The 20,531-nt window shown below is 41.5% G+C and carries 26 protein-coding genes; 8 read left to right on the top strand and 18 right to left on the bottom strand.

Going from position 1 to position 20,531, the window contains the following annotated elements; translation table 11 throughout:
* Positions 1-151: 151 nt before the first annotated feature.
* The 10 genes from AC07N0_RS13315 to AC07N0_RS13270 all read right to left on the bottom strand — a co-directional run bounded on the left by AC07N0_RS13315 (position 152) and on the right by AC07N0_RS13270 (position 6,691).
* Positions 152-670: a hypothetical protein gene (locus AC07N0_RS13315; protein WP_492800034.1), complete on the bottom strand. Its 519-nt coding sequence runs from the start codon at positions 668-670 to the stop codon at positions 152-154.
* A 256-nt stretch (positions 671-926) separates the two neighbouring features.
* Positions 927-1,520, bottom strand: a complete 594-nt coding sequence (locus AC07N0_RS13310) for a DUF4468 domain-containing protein (RefSeq protein WP_494589564.1) — start codon at positions 1,518-1,520, stop codon at positions 927-929.
* A 207-nt stretch (positions 1,521-1,727) separates the two neighbouring features.
* The gene (locus AC07N0_RS13305; RefSeq protein ID WP_494589563.1) at positions 1,728-2,219 is read right to left on the bottom strand and encodes a hypothetical protein; all 492 of its coding nucleotides are present in this window, start codon (positions 2,217-2,219) and stop codon (positions 1,728-1,730) included.
* A 1-nt stretch (position 2,220) separates the two neighbouring features.
* A complete protein-coding gene (locus AC07N0_RS13300; protein ID WP_494589562.1) occupies positions 2,221-2,628 on the bottom strand; it encodes a hypothetical protein in 408 nt (135 codons plus the stop codon).
* Positions 2,625-3,089 (bottom strand): hypothetical protein, encoded by a 465-nt coding sequence (locus AC07N0_RS13295; RefSeq protein ID WP_494589561.1) that lies wholly within the window; start codon positions 3,087-3,089, stop codon positions 2,625-2,627. Before AC07N0_RS13295 ends, AC07N0_RS13300 begins: the two co-directional genes overlap by 4 nt.
* Positions 3,080-3,409 (bottom strand): hypothetical protein, encoded by a 330-nt coding sequence (locus AC07N0_RS13290; protein ID WP_494589560.1) that lies wholly within the window; start codon positions 3,407-3,409, stop codon positions 3,080-3,082. Before AC07N0_RS13290 ends, AC07N0_RS13295 begins: the two co-directional genes overlap by 10 nt.
* Positions 3,403-3,729 (bottom strand): DUF6706 family protein, encoded by a 327-nt coding sequence (locus AC07N0_RS13285; RefSeq protein WP_494589559.1) that lies wholly within the window; start codon positions 3,727-3,729, stop codon positions 3,403-3,405. The genes AC07N0_RS13290 and AC07N0_RS13285 overlap by 7 nt, the downstream gene beginning before the upstream one ends.
* A 330-nt stretch (positions 3,730-4,059) precedes the next feature.
* Positions 4,060-4,959: a major capsid protein gene (locus AC07N0_RS13280; protein ID WP_494589558.1), complete on the bottom strand. Its 900-nt coding sequence runs from the start codon at positions 4,957-4,959 to the stop codon at positions 4,060-4,062.
* A gap of 180 nt (positions 4,960-5,139) precedes the next feature.
* Positions 5,140-5,544 carry a hypothetical protein gene (locus AC07N0_RS13275; RefSeq protein WP_492800043.1) on the bottom strand — a complete coding sequence of 135 codons (405 nt, stop codon included), beginning with the start codon at positions 5,542-5,544 and terminating at the stop codon, positions 5,140-5,142.
* A gap of 517 nt (positions 5,545-6,061) precedes the next feature.
* A complete protein-coding gene (locus tag AC07N0_RS13270) occupies positions 6,062-6,691 on the bottom strand; it encodes a hypothetical protein (RefSeq protein ID WP_494589557.1) in 630 nt (209 codons plus the stop codon).
* Positions 6,692-6,908: 217 nt separating this feature from the next.
* Between AC07N0_RS13270 and AC07N0_RS13265 the strand changes: the two genes are divergently transcribed.
* The 5 genes from AC07N0_RS13265 to AC07N0_RS13245 all read left to right on the top strand — a co-directional run bounded on the left by AC07N0_RS13265 (position 6,909) and on the right by AC07N0_RS13245 (position 9,206).
* On the top strand, positions 6,909-7,538 hold the full coding sequence (locus AC07N0_RS13265; RefSeq protein WP_494589556.1) for a glycosyl hydrolase 108 family protein: 630 nt from the start codon (positions 6,909-6,911) through the stop codon (positions 7,536-7,538).
* Positions 7,522-7,926, top strand: coding sequence for a hypothetical protein (locus tag AC07N0_RS13260; protein ID WP_494589555.1), 405 nt, complete (start codon positions 7,522-7,524; stop codon positions 7,924-7,926). Before AC07N0_RS13265 ends, AC07N0_RS13260 begins: the two co-directional genes overlap by 17 nt.
* Positions 7,892-8,194: a hypothetical protein gene (locus AC07N0_RS13255; RefSeq protein ID WP_494589554.1), complete on the top strand. Its 303-nt coding sequence runs from the start codon at positions 7,892-7,894 to the stop codon at positions 8,192-8,194. The genes AC07N0_RS13260 and AC07N0_RS13255 overlap by 35 nt, the downstream gene beginning before the upstream one ends.
* A 61-nt stretch (positions 8,195-8,255) precedes the next feature.
* Entirely contained in the window at positions 8,256-8,504 is a 249-nt protein-coding gene (locus AC07N0_RS13250) for a hypothetical protein (protein ID WP_494589553.1), read from the top strand.
* Positions 8,505-8,597: 93 nt separating this feature from the next.
* Positions 8,598-9,206, top strand: a complete 609-nt coding sequence (locus AC07N0_RS13245) for a hypothetical protein (protein ID WP_494589552.1) — start codon at positions 8,598-8,600, stop codon at positions 9,204-9,206.
* Positions 9,207-9,395: 189 nt separating this feature from the next.
* On the opposite strand, the gene AC07N0_RS13240 is transcribed toward AC07N0_RS13245, so the two are convergent.
* Complete coding sequence (locus tag AC07N0_RS13240; RefSeq protein ID WP_494589551.1) at positions 9,396-9,557, bottom strand: hypothetical protein; 162 nt, start codon at positions 9,555-9,557, stop codon at positions 9,396-9,398.
* Here AC07N0_RS13240 and AC07N0_RS13235 point away from each other — a divergent pair.
* Positions 9,541-10,656 (top strand): hypothetical protein, encoded by a 1,116-nt coding sequence (locus AC07N0_RS13235; protein ID WP_494589550.1) that lies wholly within the window; start codon positions 9,541-9,543, stop codon positions 10,654-10,656. The genes AC07N0_RS13240 and AC07N0_RS13235 overlap by 17 nt on opposite strands.
* A gap of 4 nt (positions 10,657-10,660) precedes the next feature.
* A complete protein-coding gene (locus AC07N0_RS13230) occupies positions 10,661-12,028 on the top strand; it encodes a phage portal protein (protein ID WP_494589549.1) in 1,368 nt (455 codons plus the stop codon).
* Positions 12,029-13,172: 1,144 nt separating this feature from the next.
* Here AC07N0_RS13230 and AC07N0_RS13225 read toward each other — a convergent pair.
* The 4 genes from AC07N0_RS13225 to AC07N0_RS13210 all read right to left on the bottom strand — a co-directional run bounded on the left by AC07N0_RS13225 (position 13,173) and on the right by AC07N0_RS13210 (position 16,899).
* A complete protein-coding gene (locus AC07N0_RS13225) occupies positions 13,173-13,445 on the bottom strand; it encodes a hypothetical protein (protein ID WP_494589548.1) in 273 nt (90 codons plus the stop codon).
* 1,286 nt (positions 13,446-14,731) lie between these two features.
* Positions 14,732-15,790: an NAD(P)-dependent alcohol dehydrogenase gene (locus AC07N0_RS13220; protein ID WP_494589547.1), complete on the bottom strand. Its 1,059-nt coding sequence runs from the start codon at positions 15,788-15,790 to the stop codon at positions 14,732-14,734.
* A gap of 113 nt (positions 15,791-15,903) precedes the next feature.
* Positions 15,904-16,212 (bottom strand): putative quinol monooxygenase, encoded by a 309-nt coding sequence (locus AC07N0_RS13215; protein ID WP_494589546.1) that lies wholly within the window; start codon positions 16,210-16,212, stop codon positions 15,904-15,906.
* Positions 16,213-16,479: 267 nt separating this feature from the next.
* Positions 16,480-16,899: a cupin domain-containing protein gene (locus AC07N0_RS13210; RefSeq protein ID WP_494589545.1), complete on the bottom strand. Its 420-nt coding sequence runs from the start codon at positions 16,897-16,899 to the stop codon at positions 16,480-16,482.
* Between the two features lie 467 nt (positions 16,900-17,366).
* Between AC07N0_RS13210 and AC07N0_RS13205 the strand changes: the two genes are divergently transcribed.
* Positions 17,367-18,260 (top strand): helix-turn-helix domain-containing protein, encoded by an 894-nt coding sequence (locus tag AC07N0_RS13205; RefSeq protein WP_494589544.1) that lies wholly within the window; start codon positions 17,367-17,369, stop codon positions 18,258-18,260.
* An 82-nt stretch (positions 18,261-18,342) separates the two neighbouring features.
* Here the strand turns inward: AC07N0_RS13205 and AC07N0_RS13200 are convergent, their stop codons facing one another.
* From AC07N0_RS13200 to AC07N0_RS13190, 3 genes are read right to left on the bottom strand one after another with little or no spacing between them, the layout of a single operon-like run.
* A complete protein-coding gene (locus AC07N0_RS13200; protein ID WP_494589543.1) occupies positions 18,343-19,278 on the bottom strand; it encodes a HipA domain-containing protein in 936 nt (311 codons plus the stop codon).
* The gene (locus AC07N0_RS13195; RefSeq protein ID WP_494589542.1) at positions 19,271-19,606 is read right to left on the bottom strand and encodes a HipA N-terminal domain-containing protein; all 336 of its coding nucleotides are present in this window, start codon (positions 19,604-19,606) and stop codon (positions 19,271-19,273) included. Before AC07N0_RS13195 ends, AC07N0_RS13200 begins: the two co-directional genes overlap by 8 nt.
* On the bottom strand, positions 19,599-19,805 hold the full coding sequence (locus AC07N0_RS13190) for a helix-turn-helix transcriptional regulator (protein ID WP_494589541.1): 207 nt from the start codon (positions 19,803-19,805) through the stop codon (positions 19,599-19,601). Before AC07N0_RS13190 ends, AC07N0_RS13195 begins: the two co-directional genes overlap by 8 nt.
* Between the last annotated feature and the right edge of the window lie 726 nt (positions 19,806-20,531).

The following is a 20,531-nucleotide window of genomic DNA, read 5'->3' as shown; positions in this document are numbered from 1 at the left end:
TTTTCTTCAATACTTTCTTTTTTGGGCAGATTATACCTTGGTTGATCGGCCAAAATCTTTTGAATTGTTACCCACGGAATTTGCCACATCAGTTCGTGCCAACTCCAGCCAAATTCTTTTGAAATAATGCCTATACTGCCATAGATTGATTTTAGTCCAGTATTACTTCTTCCTCCTCCGTCGCTATTTTCTCTATCAAATGTGGAGGCTTGATTATCATCTGATGAATCGAAAGAAATTTGATAGAGAGTATAAAATCCGTTGGATTGCACATTTGATTGATAATCATCGCCAACTCCAAAAGCTGTTTGGGTTCTACCCTATTCAGAAAATAGTTGGCTACAAAACCGCCAAAGTATTTAATCAACACTTTATTCCTTAACACGGCTATCATAATGATGCGCGAAAGGGGCTCTGGGGCGGTTGCCATCAGGTTTTTTGATTCCGACATCCAGTTGTCATCAATCTTCTGCGGATTAAAATTTATTTTTTTAAACTCCGCACTTAGCATCAGGATTAAGCCTAAGCTAAAGGGTTTGATGATAAATTCACGGGTTTCGGAACCTACAAATCGTAGGATGGAGCTTTTCTTGCAGTTCCATTTTAGACCTCGTTCTATCAGAGCGTCTATCTCTTTTTTTTCAAGGTTGTTTATTTCTTGTTCAGACATGGGGTGTAGGTGATAAAAATTTTATACAATCGCAGCAGTCGCTCGCTTCCAAGCGAGTGACCATTATTAAAAGGCTTCCAGCCGAAAAAACTATTAAATGTCAACTATAAGTTACTCATGCCATGAATGAAATATCAATCATAGAGGAGATTTGGTACATTATCAATAGTGAGGGACTTAAGTCCCTCACTATTGATAATGTAAATCAACTATTTTAACGTTAATAAATATACGTTAAAGAAGACATCTCTAAACTTTAAAAATCATCATTACTTTTCATGGCTGTTTTAAAAGAATTAGAAATACTATCCAAGATATCTTTTACATTTGATACTCTAGAAAAATAACTATTATAGGCTGTTTTTAAGCTATTAACCTCTTCCTGATGTTTTTTAAATTCTTTTTTAGACATATTACTAGTTGATAATGCAGTTATATTATCTAATTTTAATTTAATCTTTTTAAGATGATCAGCCTCCTCTTCAATCGGATAATATGAACTTGCGAAATTACTAGTACTTGCAAATCCAACACTTATCTCAGTAATCGAATACCTATACTTATTCTCTTTTACATCAATGGTAATGGTATATTTAAAATTAGGATAAAATTCTACATTCAATTCAGACAACCCCTTAATAATCAACCTCCCCTGCTCCTTATCTTCAAATTGAATCACAGATTTATAGTCGCCAAAGGTTTTGGCTATCCATGTTTGGGCATTGGCATACAGCTTGGCTTTCGTATTTTTCACTTCCACTACCTCTTCTCTATCAAAACTACTAGGCATTTGGCAAAAGGTGTAACTACTGATTAATAAGCTTAGGGTAATAATTAAGGTCTTTTTCATTTTATTATCTTAATGTCTTTTTATGTGATTCAGCTATAAAATTAGCTAAAAAGAATTAATAAAATTAAAAACGAAGCCGTTTTTTAGGGGAGTCTTGTGATGCATAACACTTATACAAATATAGCGATTTTTGCGATAATTTTGTAAAAAAAGCCTATAAAAATTACAGGCTTTTTAACAATTATTTCATTACTCAAATCTTACTGATTATGATGGGTCTTCCCAAGTCTCGGCATATACGCCTGCCTTTTGTGGCTTCATTACCGTCAGCGTAACCTCGATGGTTGCCAGGGCTTTTTTACTGAATTCACCCGCACGTTTTGCCGATACTAAGGCACGGTTTATCGTGATGATATGCCCTGTTTTGGTTTCAATCTGAACAGATTTCTGAATTTTGGAAGTTGTGTCGGGTGAACTCCAAACGCCTGAGGCTACCGTCCCTCCTAACAAAAATCCTGCAATGTCTGCGTCAGCATTCATCACCGTATATTTATACTGCTTCTTGCCCATCGTGATGATGGATTCCTCGGGATAGTCGTTTTCTTCCGACATAAATTCCTGCACTTCGTTGTCGCCCGTTTCAATCTTGAAAGTATCTGAAAGGGTCAATCCTTTTGAAACAAAGGCTGTTGCTGTTCCGCCGTCGCTGGCGATGTCGCCATATTTAATGCTTTTTAATCCGTAGGTTACTGTTGCCATTTTATGTGTTATAAAAAGTGAAAATTAATCGTATGTTTTGAAAATGAGCATTGATGGCTCTCTCTTCGATAATCGTGGATGATTGAATAAAAATCGAGTAAGTACTGGTGCTTACTTCTGCTAAAATATCGTATGCAAGGCTACTCAATTCGCCTAAACGCTTGATATTGGGTTGGTTCTGAGCTTCGCCATTGAGCTTCACGATGAGGTCGGGTACATGGATGTTGACATTGGCGATGCCACGTTGTAAGTTGCCTTCGCCGATGCTTAGGCTGTTGATGACTACGTCTTCTTGGCTACTGTTGACGGGTCGACGTAATTTGTACAGTCCTCCGCTGATGGCAGTTTTCAGGTTCGAATCGTTCAGGATGGCGTAAAGCGTGGCGATTTGGTCGAATTGTGTTTTCATGGCTCTTCATTCATTTCTTGCTGAACTTTATTAAGTACTTTCAGGATCTCTTTTTTGGCCAATTCTTCTGAAGAGGTCAACACATCCTTCCCTTTGGCTTCCTCCGCAGCGGCATTTTCCATGCCTGCTACTACGATAAGCACAAAGCCTTCGCTATGGTTGCCCGCCAGTTCTTCTGCCAAATCTTTCCCCTTCTGCGAACCATACTTGATGCCTAACGAGCCTTCTATTTGCTTGAACCCTCCTGAGTTGACTTCCTCGCCATTATCCAGCACCACGTAGCCTATTGAACTGCGGAGGTTTCCCATTGGGTCGTCATAGTCTGCATTTTCTAGGGCGGTATCCACACATTCAGCGCCTATCTCGTCAAGACTTTTGATTACTTTTTCCCTAAACTTTACGTTTACTTTCTCAAGCCTTTTATGGATACCAAAAAGGTCGAATGTTTTTACTAAACCCATAGTCTGCTATGAAACGTATCTTTTGAAAATCCTCGGCAAGTTCCTTCCAACCTGATGCTATTGTCGGGGTTTCTTACCTGTACTTTTGACCCAACGTTTATCACTTCGCAAGCTACCTCGCAATACACTACCGCATCAGGTATATATGCAATGCCATCATCAACAGTGGGTATCCGTTGGGCGGAAGTGGTTTCGTCACGACATTTTGCCATCAATACCCATTCGGCTCCGTTGCTGACAAAATCGCCTGTGGCATCTTGGCTCGAGGCCAGTATCTGATACTGGTATAGGCTATAAGGATATTGCGTTGATACTACCATTGGTTTGATTTATCGGTGATTGATGGTACTGGATTCAGCGTATCAGGAAGACCAAGCTCTAAACAAAGCGATTGGTAATAGGCTTTGATATTGGCGATAGCGTATTCTCGTGAGTATTGCCCTTCTGACACCTTGGGTACTAACAAAAGCATGGGTATGATGGCGTACATCAGCTTGTCGGCGTCCATGGCGTTGTCTGTGCTGTATTCTCGACTGCCATCTATGCCTGTCTTTGTGATGTATGCATCGAGCGTGATGTCAGCAAGTGTAAACCCAAATTCCAAAATACGTGATTGAATGATTTGCTTGATGGAAGGCATGTGTCTAGTTGTGAGTTTTGAGTGATGAGTTAGTGAGTTATTTCATTGAGTGATTGAATGAATGAGTGATTTAGTGATTGTTTTAGTTGTGAGGTGTTCCATTGAGTGATTTGTGAGTTAGTGATTTTCTACTTCCGTGGTCTGTGGCACACAGAACACAAAGTGATTCTTGCTTTGCTCTTCGAGATGTTCCGAAGGGCATCTCGAAGTACAGATAAAAAGGATTTGAAATCCTCTTTATCCATACTCGACTTGCCTTTCAGAACAAGTCGAGTAGCGAAGTAAAAAACAATCACTCATTCACAACTCACTCAATCACTAAATCACAAATCACCCAATACTTTTCGAGTCCAGCGTATAAATCCCCTCCACATTTGAAATCACGGGAATTACTCTTGCTTGCGAAGTCGTAAATTCTGATAGCGACGGGCGGTTGGTTCTGAACTTCGATACCAAGATAAAATCATCCGTCACAGAATACGTCACGCCCGCTGTTGGGTGGTTTTGTTCCGCTAACTTAGCATAGAACAACGAGCCGATTTGTCCCGCTGGTGTAAATACCACCATGCCATCTTGCCAAGGTTTGAAAGTCGTCTGCACGCCGTTTTTCTCGTAACGCACCGCTCTGTCGATAATCTGGAGGTTTACCCCAAAGCGTGAGAGAATCACCTGACGTGCCTGTTCAATCGATGGCGAAGGAATAGACCCTCCTGAGAAGCCCGCATTAAAGGCAAACATCTCCTTGAACGACGTCGCCTTGGTCATGTTATTAAAGGCCGTTTTGTCCATGTAAATAGTGCCTAACACATTGCCATCAAGACTTGCCTTTGTAAACACATTTTCGATGTCGTCGATAGGCTTGGCTGTCGATGCCGACGACCATAATACCGAGGCAACAAACTTATTATCAGCCTTATAGCCATAGTCTATTCTGATGCCCGTTCCCACGTTGTCGCTGTCTACCAAGGCTACACCTGTTGAAAGTCCCTGTAAAAACACCTGCTCGTTACGTTCCCAGATACCCGTAATTACTTTGGGCGTATCGTTGAAAATGGCGCTAATAATCTGGCTTTCAGTGGCGTTTTGGGCGATGGTTACGTCCAAGTTGGTCAACTGCTGTTCGTTCATCTTTAGCTCCATGCCAAACTTAGGAATGTCGCCGTTGGCTTTGGAGATTGAGTCACGCTTTTTCAAAGGTAATTCGCTATCCATCGCCACGACGTCGGCCATGATGGCGGTATTCGCCACGCTGATTGACTCCCATTTACCTGTTGCAGAGAACTGTTTTCTCAGCAAGGCTCTGTGTAAATAGGTCAATTCATTTTTAGCGTCGTTTAACTCTTGCACCACGCGTGTAGTGATACCGGGAAACCATTTGTTTACCCATTCAATAAATAATGATTGTTCCATTTATTCGTCTGCTGTGAAAATCAATTGTGGCAAGGCTGTTTTTACTGCCGACAAAATTGAGGTTAAAGAAAAAGGTGAGGCTACTGTATTAACAGTGCCGCGAATCATGATACCTGCAAAGGGTTTTGCGGTTCTGATGGTGGCTACCAAAATGCCCGCATAGGTATGCCCCGAAGGCAATGATCCGTAGACGGTATCGTTGGTGGCGAGTGGCATGGGCTTGAAAAGTCCCGTGGCTGTTTCACGGATGATTACATGCCCCGCTTTGATGATTGTAGGGCCAAAGCCCGTAATATCAAGCGTTTTGCCACCTTTGATGGATTCAAGGTTATTCATGATAACGATTGAATCTTTCTCTGATAAAATGCTTTCATCAGTATTTGAAAGGTTTGCGTATCCTGCCATTTTAATTAATTGTGATTTAGTGATTGATTGAGTTAGTGAATTGTGAGTTAGTGAGTTAGTCAGTTGTGATTGAGTGAGTTAGTGATTGAGTGATTTTTTTATTCAACCGTCACCGTGGTCTGTGGCACACAGAACACAATATTCTGCCCTTGTTGGAATTATTTCCAACAAGCTAGGCGTGTTATATTACCCGCAGATTTTCGCTGATTTGAAACGCTGATTTTTGCTTCAACCGTGGTCTGTGGCACACAGAACACAATATTGGGATTCTTCATGATATGACTGTATTTGTTTTATCCTAATTGATAAGCAATTGAAAATCAATCCATAATGGAGAAATCTTTTATACCTAAGTTTCCTCTTTTCCTCTTAGCGGGTGACTTAAGTCACCCGCTAAGAGGAAGCGTTATATTATATTATGAGTGAAAATATTGTGGTCTGTGTGCCACAGACCACGGTTGAAAACCACGGGCGAAAAAAATCACTCAATCACAACTCACTAACTCACAACTAACACCTACATAATATTCCCCATCACACTATCCAGCTCAGCCTTTGAGGGCTCTTTGGCTTTGCCCCCACTGCCCGCTATCGGTACGGGGCGTGCTAAAAGGCCAACGTTGGCAATCTCTTGGGTGACAGCCGAAAGGTCTGTTTGGGTGTCGGTTAGGTAATTCGTGAAATCATCGTCTGTGCCAAAGTTCATTCTTTCAAAGTCTTTTAAAACCTTGTTCTTAAAAGCCCTTGGGGCATCTTTCAATGTTTCTTCGAGTAAGCTTTTGCGTGTTTCAGTTGTCTTTCCAGACTCCAACGCCGTCAACTTTTCAGTCAATTGTCTGTTGGCATCCATCAACCCCTTTGCCCACGCAGGCATGTCTGTGGTGTCGGGTTCGGTAGCGCCCACTTTTTTGTTTTCATCCTCTTTTCGCAAGGCGTCGGCTTTGGCTTTGGTGGCTTCCGTTCTGATGCGGTCGGTTTCCGACTGAAAACTTTTGGCTAATGTTTCGACCCCACCTACGGCGGTTTCAATCGCTGATTCTTCGGGAGTAGTGCTTGCCAACATATCGGCAATTCCGTCGAGAATTTTTTCACTCAAACCCAAATTTTTGTACCTGTTTTTGAGCGAGGCTAAGATTTTTTCTTTCATAATTTTCAGAAGAATTGTAGATTTCTTTCACAAAGATATATGAAAAAAAAGTACCGTTGTATGCCCTTTTTGAATAAATTTGTATAATTCTTTTAGCCCAAAAGTTAACCTTCGTATTATCCGAACACTAGAAAATTTAGCTGGAAAAAATAATTTTATTTTTTTTTCAAAAGGCAAAAAACTACACTTGAACACCCGAAAAAACACCTTTTTTTAAATGAACAAAAAAAAATTCATCCTTACAATGGGCATTGTATTGAAGTCGGCTATTGCTTTTCCAGCAGACTTCAACCGCTATTTCCCGCATCTCCTCAAAGCCGAGGGTGTCTTGTTTACCGTCACCCAATACGACCGCGGAGGTGCCACCAAATACGGCGTGACCCTCAGCACTTACAAACGTGCCTGCCTACGGGCCATCGCCCTTGCATGCGACAAAGATGCCGACGGCAAGGTTTCGGCTTTCGACCTTGCCCTCACGACCCAGCACGACATCAAGCCCATTTATAAAGCCATGTACTGGAACTACGTCAACGCTCAAACCATCCACAACCAAGCCATCGCCGAAACCATCGTTGACATCCTCGTGAATTGTGGCCCTGGCAAAGACAAAGCCAACGTAAAGGCCATTCAGCGCATGGTAGGTGCCACGCCCGACGGCGTATTTGGGACAGCAACCATCCAAAAAATCAACAAGGCGAACCCTAGAAAGCTTTACACCAAAATCTACCAATACCGCACCCGCTACTACCAAGCCATAGGCGTGGGTACTCAACGAAAATTCCTGCGGGGATGGCTTAACCGCATCGAAAACTTAAAAAAAATCCACCTACATGAAAAGTACATTTAACACCATTTCCTCGCTGATTATCTGGTCAGGCCTTATCATCAGCGGACTAACGAGCTGTCAGGAATCGACGGCTACGACAGTTCACCATGCACCCACAGACTTGGCTGTACAGCTCCAAAAGACCAACCAGATAGCAGTGATGCGCAAGGAAGTCGAGAACGTTGCTCAGAACCAATTTGGGGTGTGCGACACTTGCGTAACGGGCTTTAAGTCGGTGATTATCGAAAACCGATTGCTGGCCAACGAGCTGGCTAAACAAAACCTCAGGATGAAGCAAATCCTTGATAGCAACGAAGTTGAACTCCAAAAAATCCAGACATTACATACCGCAAACCGCAAAACCCGACACGATTATGAACTTCGCTACGCTTTGGCAAACAATCAATAAAATAAAAACTGAACTCACCGCCGACAAGGTTTCCCTGCTCTTTGCCTTCCTGATTGTGGTGCTGATTGTAGTTTTTCTACAATGCTCAAAGTCTCCTAAACCACAGGAAAGTCGGTCACAAATAATGATTAAACCCTCTAAAAATGATAGCCTTATCCAACAAAAGTTTCATAAGATTGATAGCACTATTGATGCTAACAACACCTATATCAATAACTTGCAAGGCGAAGACCTCCAAAGTTATATCGACAGCGTGTTTAAACAATAGCGATACTACCATTGCCCACTACCGCAAATTGTTGCCCAAGGGTTACTACATTTTCACAGAATTGGCGGCAAAAGATGCGCTGGCAAGTAAAATCAATGCAGAGGCATTTCAGCAAAAACTAAGCATCATGCAAAAGACCCTTGAACAAACATCTGGCGATTTAACCCTCAGGACCATCGAGCGAGATTTTTACCAGAATAGTTTAGTTGACAAAGAAAAGGCAGTGGCAAAACTTAATAGAAAGTTGTTTTTTGCCAAGGTACTTAATTATGTCGGCGGGGTGGTGATGGTGATTGTTTTGATAAAATGATGATGCTAACACTAAAGTAGCACGAGTTTCCAACTCGTGAAGTCATGTACGAGTTGGAAACTCGTGCTACATACATACCTTTTTCTACAACACATGAAAAAACAACATCGCCTTCAAATCGTAGCCGATTTATACAAAAAGGGCTATTCCGTCAGGAAGATAGCCGAGTTGGCACAACAGCGGATGGCTTCCGACAAAGCCATCAGCCCCCAAACCATTCGGGCGGATATTGCTTTGCTAGTCGAGGAATGGCGACGGCAGAGAATGGGCAATATCGATGCAGCCATTCAATTGGAACTCGAACGCATAGACATGGCGATTACCGAACTGTGGGAAGCTTGGGAGAAATCCAAAACCGACTATCAACAGCATTCGGCGAAACAGAAAGGTAAAATATCGGTCAGCAAAAAAGAAAAAGAGCAAATCAGCCTGTTCGACGATGAAACGTTTATTAGCCTGACCGACACCGAGCAAGCCACCAAAGATGTAAAGGAATACGGCAACCCTCGGTATATCTCCGAAATCCGTTATCAGCTCATGGAACGCAGGAAACTCTTAGGTCTATACGCAACCGAACGAAATTTGAATAATGCCAAAAATAGTGAGCCACCCACCCCTACTGGCAGGATGGTGAACCTTGACGATTTTACCGAAGTCGAAAAAAAACAACTCTTATTAATCGCCCGAAAAATTGAAAACTAATATCGACATACCTGATAGCCTGCTGATTGCCATTGAAAGGGAAGCCTGTAAAAACTCGTTCTTCGAGTTCGTGCAGTCTTTTTGGGACGTCGTCATCAAAGAAGAACCTGTGTACAACTGGCACATTCCTTTGCTGTGCGACGAACTACAAACCCTCGCAAAGTCCATCATCAGTCGTGAGAAGAAACCCTACGACCTCATCATTAATATTCCCCCCGGCACTACTAAATCGACCATCAGCACGATTATGTTTCCTGCATGGCTCTGGACGCAAGACCCCAGTATCCGCATCATCACCAATTCGTATTCCAACGATTTGTCGATAGAGCATTCCGTGAAAAGTCGGGACATTATTACGGCAGAGAAATACAAAAGGTTATTTCCAGAAGTGGTTATCAGGCGAGATAAATCGTCCAAAGGGGCTTATGAAAACACCCAAACTGGCGCACGCTACACCACCAGCACGGGCGGAACCATCACGGGGAAACACGCCCATGTGATTATCTCTGACGACCCGCTGAACCCCTCGCAGGCGGCCTCTGATGCCGACCGCAAGACGGCGAACGAACATACCAAGACGTTGTCATCGCGAAAGGTAAACAAAGAAAATACGCCCGTGATAACCATCATGCAACGCCTCCACGACAAGGACGTAACGGGGTATTTGTTGGATAAAAAAGGCGAAAGCATCAGGCATCTTTGCTTACCTGCGGAGGTCTCCACAAAGGTAAGTCCGCCCGAACTAAAGGAATTTTACACCAATGGTTTGTTGGACATCAACCGTTTGAACAGGACTGTCTTGGAAGAAGCCAAGGTAGATTTGGGCAGTCGTGGCTACGCCAACCAGTACGAACAGTCGCCAAGCGAAGACGGCGGGAACATCATTAAAAAAGAATGGTTTCAGTATATTTCCAACAATGAGTTTGAACGTATACACACTACCGAACCTATCATTTTCTTTGCCGATACTGCCTATACGAACCGCTCGGAAGAAAACGACCCAAGCGGTATAATAGCCACCTGCCAAATCGGGAATGCCTTGTATATCACCAAAGCCAAAAAGGTATATTATAAATTTCCAGAGCTGTTGCGGTTTTTGAGCGACTTTGCCCTAGCCAATGGCTATACCTACAACAGCAGTATCAGGATAGAACCCAAGGCAAATGGGCTTTCCATCATCCAAGTATTATCGGCACAAACGTCGTTGAATATCACCAAAACGCCCTCGCCCAAGGACGACAAAACCACCCGTTTGAACGCCCAAAGTCCGAAGATAGAATGTGGCAGGGTGTACTTGGTTTCGGACAATTGGAACGACGATTTTGTCGATGAAGTCTGCGGATTTCCCGTCAAGGAACACGACGAATATGTGGATTTAATCGCCTATGCCCTTGATTATCACCTCCCTAATTTCAATAAAACTGCTAATGATTTAGCAAAATTTTTCTAACCACATGAAAGTAATAGACATCACCAAAACCGAATCGATTGCCGATTCCATCCAAATACTACAGTCGAACATCGACGACGTCAATATTGCAACCTATCAAAAACAGTATAAAATAGACGGACACAGCGTGTTGGACAAAACCAAACGCCCCGACAAGATAGTGCGCACCGACAACGAAGAGCAACGGGTAGAGAAAGTAGGGCGTATTCCGATAGCGTTTCAGAACAAAATCGTATCCACTGCCACGTCGTTTGCCTTTGGCAACCCCGTAGTATTACACGCCCAACCTAGTACCGACAATGAAAAGGCAGTCGTGTCGGCATTGCATAAAATACTGGAAGACAACAAGATAGACTCCTTTAATCGCAGGATGTGCAAGGACATCCTCCGCACCACACAGTTTGCCGAAATTTGGTACATCACCGAACTCGCCAAGCCTAGCAATGAGTACGGATTCTCGTCGAAATTCAAGCTAAAAGTACTACCAATTTCACCTTGGGACGGCAACCGTTTGTATCCATTCTTCAACAAAAATCAAGACTTGGTGGCCTTCTCGCGACAGTTTTCCTTCAAAGACATCGACAACAAAACCACCGAATACTTTGAAACGTATACAGATGAAGAGACCCTGATTTGGGCAAAACCACAAGGCGGAACTTGGACGGAAGTGAGCCGTACCGCCAACATCATCGGCAAAATCCCCGTTGTGTTCGGACAAGCAGAGCAAACCGACTGGCACGACGTTCAGCACATCATCGAGCGATTGGAAACGCTATTATCCAACTTTGCCGACACCAACGACTACCACGGCGCACCGAAGATTTTTGTGCAAGGCGAAATACAAGGCTTTGCCAAAAAGGGCGAAACCGGCGCCATCATCCAAGGGTCGGTTGGTGCCACGGCACAATACCTTTCGTGGGACCACGCCCCCGAGAGCGTAAAGCTGGAAATAGACACGCTTTTCAAGCTAATCTACTCGCTGACGCAGACGCCAGATATTAGTTTTGAGTCGGTAAAAGGGCTGAACCAAATCTCGGGCATTGCCCTAGAAATGCTGTTTCTGGATGCCCATTTGAAGGTACAAGACAAGCGAGAAATCTTCGACGAATACCTTCAGCGACGCATCAACATCATCAAAGCCTTCGTCGGCACGCTAAACACCACCCTAGCCAACGACGTCCAACATGTGCGTATCAAGCCCGAGATAGTACCCTTCACCCTCCGCGACAACAAAGAGGTAATCAATAACCTATTAGCCGCCAACGGCAACCAACCCCTCCTATCTCAAAAAACCGCCATCGCCCAATCAGGGTTAGTTTCTGATGCAGAGTTGGAGTATGAGGCTATTTTGGGGGAAGCGCGTAGAGGGTAGGTTATTGGCTTTCGGTCGTCGGGTTTCGGTCTTTGGATGTCGGTCTTTGGATGTCGGTCTTCGGATGTCGGTCTTCGGCTTTCGGTCTTTGGGTTTCGGTCCTCGGGTTTCGGTCTTTGGATGTCGGCTTGCGGTCTTCGGGGTTCGAATGTCAGTTATCGGGGTTATTGATTTGGCGTTTGGTAGTGGGGAACGCCAAATCCCGAAGGGATGAAAGGATTATAGCAAGCCGTGAAATCAGGAAACATTTAACCCCGAAGGGGTGATAGAAAGCTAAAGCTCTCTGTCACCCCTTCGGGGTTTTGGTGGTGCAATCATTTTTGTTTGCTATAATCCTTTCATCCCTTCGGGATTGGTTTTCGCAGTCGTTCGCTTCCAAGCGAGTGACTGCTATTATTAGGCTTCTAGCCCTATTGATTACCTACAAGTATATAAATGATTGATAATAAACGCGTTTATTTCTAGCGAGGGACTTAAGTCCCTCGCTAGAAATAAGAACTTCAAGTAGTCAGGCTATGTCATGAGGCGACTGACGCTCGGTTTGAAAGGCGATTTAAGCCTATTCGAACCAATTTTATCAATAATTACATCCTCATTTCAACTTTTTTAAAAGATGTGGGTAATCAGTAGGCTTCTAGCCCCCCGCTTAGCGATTGGCTGCCCCCGCTTGGCGTAGTCTTAGACTACGTCAGTGTGTACCAGTAATGTTACATTGCAAAAATACAACGCATTTTATAAGGTTGCCTAGTTACGGACTAGGCATCGCCTTCTAAACCCCTAACTCACCAACCTACTCTAATCTATGACCACACAAAGCGAGCGTAAAGAGTAAGTTTTATCCAAATCAATCCTGAGGGAATGAAATGTTTATAGAGAAACAAACGAACATCTTTCTACGCTGTGCGACTCCTATGGAGGTGCTATAAATATTTCATCCCTTCGGGATTGATTTCCACAGTTTCCCGCCTCTGGTCGTAGGTTCTCCTACGACCTACAATAATAATGAGCGTCACGCTCATCTTAGCATAAACATTTGATAAATTTCGAGCGAGACGCTCTTCCGCATTTAGGGTCGTAGGAGAACCTACGACCAGAGGCGGGCGTCTCTTCGAGATTAGGACTTATAAACAAAAACCCTGACGGTCTATCTATATTTTTTATCCCTGATTAATCTAATATTATTAAACTCAGGAAATATATGGATATCTTCTTGAGAGATAATACCCCTACGAATCCAATTCGTAACCAACGACTCTTCAGCAATATCATACTTTTTGCAATAGTTCTTGATGGTAAGCCAGTTGCTTAAATCAATCACCTTTCCTTCCGAAAGCATAAAATTCTTTGCCTCTTCAATAAGTCCCTTGGCTTGATTGAGAATATCATCAGTTTTGACATTAACCGTTTGTACCATCATTTTATTGGAGGCTTTCACTCCCTTTTTAGTTTTTAAGTGCTTCAATGATTTGGTTTATTTTCAGAATAGCATCAAGGTATTCGTTGATTTAATCATCTGTTAGGCTTTCAAGTGCTACCTCTAATCGTTTCTTCAGATTCGCTTTTGATTCCTCCAATACTTCAATCATTTGTTGTTTTATACGGTGTATACTATTTATTTGTTGATACAAATATAAAAAATGTTCGGTAACCAAACAAGAATGCTATAATCCTTTTATTCCTTCGGGATTTATTAGGATTATAGTATCCGAATCTAGTCGTAGCTTCTCCTACAATCAAACAACAATATCCGTAGGCGGTGAATTAATTCACCGCCTAAAGATTACACAAATTGACTTTTAAGAAATAAAATTATGGTGTGTTAGTATACTCGGTTGCTGATAAAAAAAATTGTGCCTCGGTAATTAATAGGCATTTCTGGTTTGATGACTTCTGTAGCTAGGGAATAGTGCGCTAAATTCTCATCAAAAACACTCAAGGCTTTGATTTGACACTTAGGTATGATAAATTCAGATTGTTGTACTGTTAGTTGCATAGCCTTGGTTGTTTGTTTGGATAATATTAAAACCGTATAGTTAAGCAATTTAAAAGAACAATGATTTTGATAACTTTAATAAGCTAACCAAAGATAATTAAAGATTATCAAAAAAACAATTTTTATGGCATAAAATAAAGTATAAGTCCTACAAAATCAGGTATTTATACCTGATAGTAAAGCGTGTTATTAAGAACTGTTGATTAAAAATCTGTACTTGATAGGGAATATACGTATAAGAGGGGTATTTTGTAGGGATACGTTCAAAAAATAGTTACTAATGGCTCATGATAAGAAACAATCATATGAAGCACTGTAGCGTTAAAAATATACTGATTGTCTACATTCCTAATGATGGGTTAATTAGATGAGGTTTTAAATGCTACTGATTACCTACATCTTTTAAAAAGTTGAAATGAAGATGTAATTATTGATAAAATTGGTTCAAATGGGCTTAAATCGTTCTTCAAACCTCACCCCCGACCCCTCTCCTTCAGAGAGGGGAGCTCTAAGCACCAAGGTATGCTCCCCTTCTCTGAAGGAGAAGGGGTTGGGGGATGAGGTTGTTAATCGTTGATTATCAATTAATTATCAACTTGTTGGTAATCAGTAGGTTTTAAATGAAAATCTAAAAGTCCTGTACATTCCTAGGGAGGGAATTAATTCCCTCCCTAGGAATGTATAGGGGCAAATAATCTCGAAAGCAAATTTTATTCCTTCAACGACGCCATATCAATCACAAAACGATAATGTACATCGCTTTTTAGCATACGCTCATAGGCCTCATTGATGTCTTGCATCTTGATGATTTCTATTTCAGACGTAATATTATGTTCACCACAGAAATCAAGCATTTCTTGCGTTTCGGCAATACCGCCGATTAACGAACCTGCAACAGACTTACGACCCATAATCATCGGAACGGTATTCAACATTGGGTCGAGTGGACCAAGATAGCCTACCAATACAATAGTGCCATTGATGCCTAATGTTGGGATATAATGATTAACGTCATGAATATACGGAACGGTGTCAATGATTAAATCAAACTTCCCTCTGGCTCCCGACATCTGACTTTTGTCTGTCGAGATAACAATCTCGTCAGCCCCCAAGTCGAAGGCATCTTGTTTTTTCTCTGGAGACCTTGAAAAAAGCGTAACATTCGCTCCCAATGCCTTGGCAAGTTTGATAGCCATGTGTCCGAGACCGCCCAAGCCTATCACGGCAACGTTGCTACCTTTGGTTACTTTCCAATGTCTTAATGGCGACCACGTCGTGATGCCCGCACAAAGCAAAGGAGCTGTAGCCGCCAAATCAAGGTTTTCAGGTACTTTCAAAACGAAGTGTTCATCTACCACCACTTTTTCGGCATAACCCCCAAAAGTTTGTTTGCCCAAATGTTTGTCTCTGCCGTTATACGTACCCGTGAAGCCCGTCATGCAATATTGCTCTAAGTCGTGTTGGCAACTTTCACACGTTCTGCACGAGTCGACCATACAGCCTACCGCAGCAGTGTCGCCAACCTTGAATTTAGTTACTTCGCTACCTACTTTCGTTATTTTACCCACAATCTCATGTCCTGGCACGGCTGGATACACCGTTCCTCCCCAGTCGTTGCGAGCGGTATGTAAATCGGAATGACATACGCCACAATATAGAATTTCGATTTCGATATCCTTAGCCGTTACTTCGCGACGGACTATATTTAATTGTTCTAATGATGCTTCTTTCGACTGTGCACCGTAGGCTTTTACGTTTGTTGTTTCCATTTTTTGTTGTAAAGTTTTGTTCAAGACATAGCAAAATAACTTGCTTTTAATTGGTTTCAAAGGTGAAGAAAAATGTTAATGTTTAGATAATAAATGTTGGTTCGCTAAAAATACTACGGATTCTTATGCTTATTAGCCAACATAATAGGGTCGACCTCAATAAGTTGTAACGCCTTTACCATCTCCTTTGTTGAAGTTTTGTATATTTTAAAATGTGGCGTTTCGATATGTGCCTTGTAGGCCTCCACGCTTGCATAAACCTCTAAAATTGTAATATGCGTAGGATTGTTCTTATCGGCTACGGCATTCAAACTCAAAACCCCTGATTCTACCCGTACAGAAGTTTCGATTTCAGTCTTTAGAATAGCCTTGTAGCTTTCTAATTGAGCGGAATCTACTTCAATTTTTGCGATACGTACCATTAAATTTTTATGTTGTGCCCATGCACTTTTTGACGAAAATAGAGCTATCAATATGCCGATAGCAAAGCAGGTTTTCTTGATTTTCATAGTTCTTTTTGATGATTTTGTTAAAACACGCAGTCGCTCGTTTCCAACGAGTGACGACTATTAAAAGGCTTCCAGCCGAAAAACAATCTCAGATTTTTCCTGATGTTTACTGATGGCAAGCATTCCGGAAATAATATCAACAAACACTGAACCGCAGCACTCTTAAATTCAATCCTATCGCTATTCCACAACACTCCCATACTCTTCTCCCGAGACTGGCTGTAGCCAAGTGACATTTACCTCGTCTCTATAATTACTAATAGCAATATGCACAAGGCGACCATCTTTGCCCGCGCCGTGCCAGTGTTCCACATTAGCAGGAATATTTACGGTATCTCCCTTTTTAATAGGCTGTGCAGGTTTGCCTTTTTCCTGATAAAAACCATCGCCATCAGTAACCAGTAATATTTGTCCTGCTGGATGCGTATGCCAGTTGGTGCGAGCATTAGGTTCAAACACCACGTTGGCTACGCTATAATTGATGTCGCCACCCTTTTGTACCAACATCGTCACCCATGTAGTACCAGTAAAATAGTCTACCGACCCTCTATCGCCCTGTGGAAAAATATGATTTGGGATGTTATTAGAAGCTGTTTCCATTTTTTTGAGATGTTTTTTTATAAGAGATTGAAAGACGTTAGACTAAAGACTTAAAGATACAAGACTTAATGACGTTAGACATAAGACTTAAAGATACAAGACTTAAAGATACAAGACTTAAAGACGTTAGACTAAAGACTCAAAGATACAAGACTTAATGATGTTAGACTAAAGACTTTAAGTCTTATAAATCAGTAATTAACATGTTGTTAACTGATAGCCCAAAGCCGATGACCGACATCCGATGACCGATAGCCCAAAGCCGATGACTGACATCCGATGACCGATAGCCCAAAGCTGACATCCTAAAGCCGATAGCCTATTTGTCCCTACAAAATTCTCTCTTATTTTTCAAAGCTTCTTATACCAATTACAGGATTACGTACCATTATTACTGATTGAGGGATGGGCGTGATAAAAACCAACAGATTACCCTTAACTTTGATATAAGAAGAAACAATAAGGTTATGGAAAACATCATAAAATTTGATACAATAGGGCAATATAATGCCTATTATAACCACGAGACCCTCCACCCCTTGGTGAGTGTGATTGACCTTTCCAAGGGCGGTATTAAACAAAATGCCCGTATGTACTTTGGGTTTTATATCATCTATCTCAAAGACATCAAATGCGGGAATTTGCGTTATGGCTGTAATTATTATGATTATGAAGACGGCACCTTGGTATTTGTAGCACCGGGGCAGGTGATGGGTATTGAAAACAAAGAGTATTTTCAGCCCCAAGGCTATGCGTTATTGTTTCATCCCGACTTGATTCGAGGTACTTCCCTCGGGCGACATATTAATGACTATACTTTCTTTTCGTATGAAGTACACGAGGCCCTTCATTTATCCGAAAGCGAGCGTAAAATTATCTACGACTGCTTTATGAAGATAGAATCTGAGCTCAAACAGACCATCGATAAGCACAGCAAAACGTTGATTGTAGCCAACATTGACCTATTCCTTAGCTATTGTGTCCGTTATTACGACCGCCAATTTATCACCCGAGATAATGCCAACAAGGGCATTTTGAGAAGATTTGAAACACTCTTGAACGACTATTTCGCCTCTGAAAAACCCCAGCTATTGGGTTTGCCATCAGTGGGGTATTGTGCAGAGCAACTGAATCTGTCGGCCAATTATTTTGGTGATTTAATCAAAAAAGAAACAGGGAAATCTGCCCAAGAGTATATTCAACTAAAGCTGATGGACATCGGCAAAGAGAAGATATTTGACATGAGCAAATCAGTTAGTGAAATAGCCTATGAATTAGGGTTTAAGTATCCGCAACATTTCAGTCGTTCCTTTAAACAACACGTAGGCTATTCACCCAATGAATATCGCAGGTTGAATTGAAACTTGCGCAGTCGCTCGCTTCCAAGCGAGTGACGACTATTACAAGGCTTCCAGCCTAAAAATGAACCTATGTTAGCATAATCTATCCTAAAACAATAGCCCTATTATTAATCAAGTCTTTATACAATTGTTTGGATGCTTCGTCTAAAAAACTTTCGTTAATCTTCGCCAGCATCAAGGGAATTTTTAGGCTGAACTTTTTATAAATATTCTCTTTTACTTTCTCGTTGATACCAAGGGTGCTGGCAAAAATATCGAAATCAGTTCTTTTTAAACGATTTTTCTTCCCGTTGATGGTTAACGCCATTTCTTCTGTATCTTGAGGCATCGCCAGTTTTGTAGAGAGCAAATCGTAAGCAGGACTCAATTGAATTTCCCCGATTTCGTTTTTCATCAAAGAAAAATTCTTGAGGTGCATATCTGCATTACCTGTTAAAAAACAAAATACACTGATTTCAAAAAAGGTAATGATATCAAATCCAGCATTGGTAGTAAACTTTTTGATAGTTTTCCCAACCTTTTCCATCGACGCCCTGTATTTATGTTCCGTTAATGTTTCTGTTAATTGACATAGGTCTTCTACATGAATCTTCTTCCCTTTTTTTCGGTCAAATCGTTTTGTTAAATAAGCTAGCTCACCCGAAGTAAGTCTTATCAGCGTATGTTCAGCCGTTTTTATACCACATAGTGTCGCTAAATTCATCGTTAAGTCTTCATTTTCAGGCAATTGATGGTAATCATCAGAAGAAGGTTTTAAAATATAGTCGCCCTGCAAACCAACGATCGTAAACCTACGATGTCGTGTATCTATCTTCTCCAAATCCAAAGAAAGTTTAGGCTGTACACCCGTTACGGCAATACTTGTGATGATGAGTTGCCTTGCCATTTCTTGAAGTTCTTCTTTGCCAAAAGCAATCTCAGGAACAGCACCTACACCAAATAGTTTCTTAGCACATTTCGAGTGAAAGTCATTCTCACTATCCTTTAGGGCTTGGTAGCAATATAAACATTTATTCATGGTCTTCATCATTTAAAGCCTTGATACTTACCGCACCGATACAGTCGCCACAAACCGTTAACAATAAGCCCATTCTATCGCGCGGATTTATTTTCCAGTTTTCGATAGCAATGTTTAATAGCCAACCTTCAGGAATGAGTCCATCAAAAAAGGGGAACAATATTTTACTGAAATAAGCATTCTCCGTGAGGGGTAATGTCAAAGAAATAGCAGGACAATCATTACTATTGAGGTAAGCCACGTCATATTGAAAATAATATCCGTCTTCGTTTTCAGTAATAATGCCTGCTAATTGGTCTTGATAAAATACCTTACCTTTTCTACTCATCTTCGACCTCCTTTCTAATTACGCCCACCTCTGAACCAAAAAGGGCTAAAATCTGGTTGACTTTATCAAGTCTTAAAGTAGGCTTTCCTTGCTCCAAATCTCGAACAAAGCGAAGCCCAACGCCCGATTTGGCCGCAAGGTCAGTTTGAGTCAGCCCTAAATTCCTTCTTTTCTCTTTGATAAACTGTACAATCTTCATCTGATTATACCCAATAGGGTATATTAATAATTGATTTGCCTAAATTATACCTTTTAGGGTATAATATCAAGAGAAATACATAAATTATGGAGATATATAAATAAAATTATACCTGATAGGGTATAATATGGAAAAGATATAGCCTAAATATACCCGATAAGGTATATTTCATTTGTTCCTTGGTTTATTATGGAGGGAAAATAGAAGAGCAATTTTTGGGAATCATGTAAGGATAATCCCAAAGGGATGAAATGTTTATAGAAAAAGAAAATGAACAGCATTCTATGTTTTGCGACTCCTAAGGAGTCGAATCAAGGGGTAGATAAGGGTTTTTTGTGCTATAAATATGTCATCCATTCGGGATTGCTCTCCGCAGTCGCTCGCTTCCAAGCGAGTGACGACTATTACAAGGCTTCCAGCCCTACTGATTACCCACAAGTATATAAACAATTGATAATCAACGTGTTTATTTCTAGCGAGGGACTTAAGTCCCTCGCTAGAAATAAGAGTTTCAAGTAGTCAGGCTGTGGCATGAGGCGACCAAAGCTTAGTTTGAAAGGCGATTTAAGCCTATTTGAAACAATTTTATCAATAATTACATCTTCATTTCAACTTTTTAAAAGATGTGGGTAATCGTCAGGGTTTTAAACCTCCCCGACGTTGAACGAGGTTCCCAGCACTCCAGCATCTAAGATGCGAACTAAAGGTACTCATAATCCATAATTC

The organism is Arcicella sp. GW821-FHT09D11 (assembly GCF_059416265.1).
This window is presented reverse-complemented; position numbering and strand designations above follow the sequence as displayed.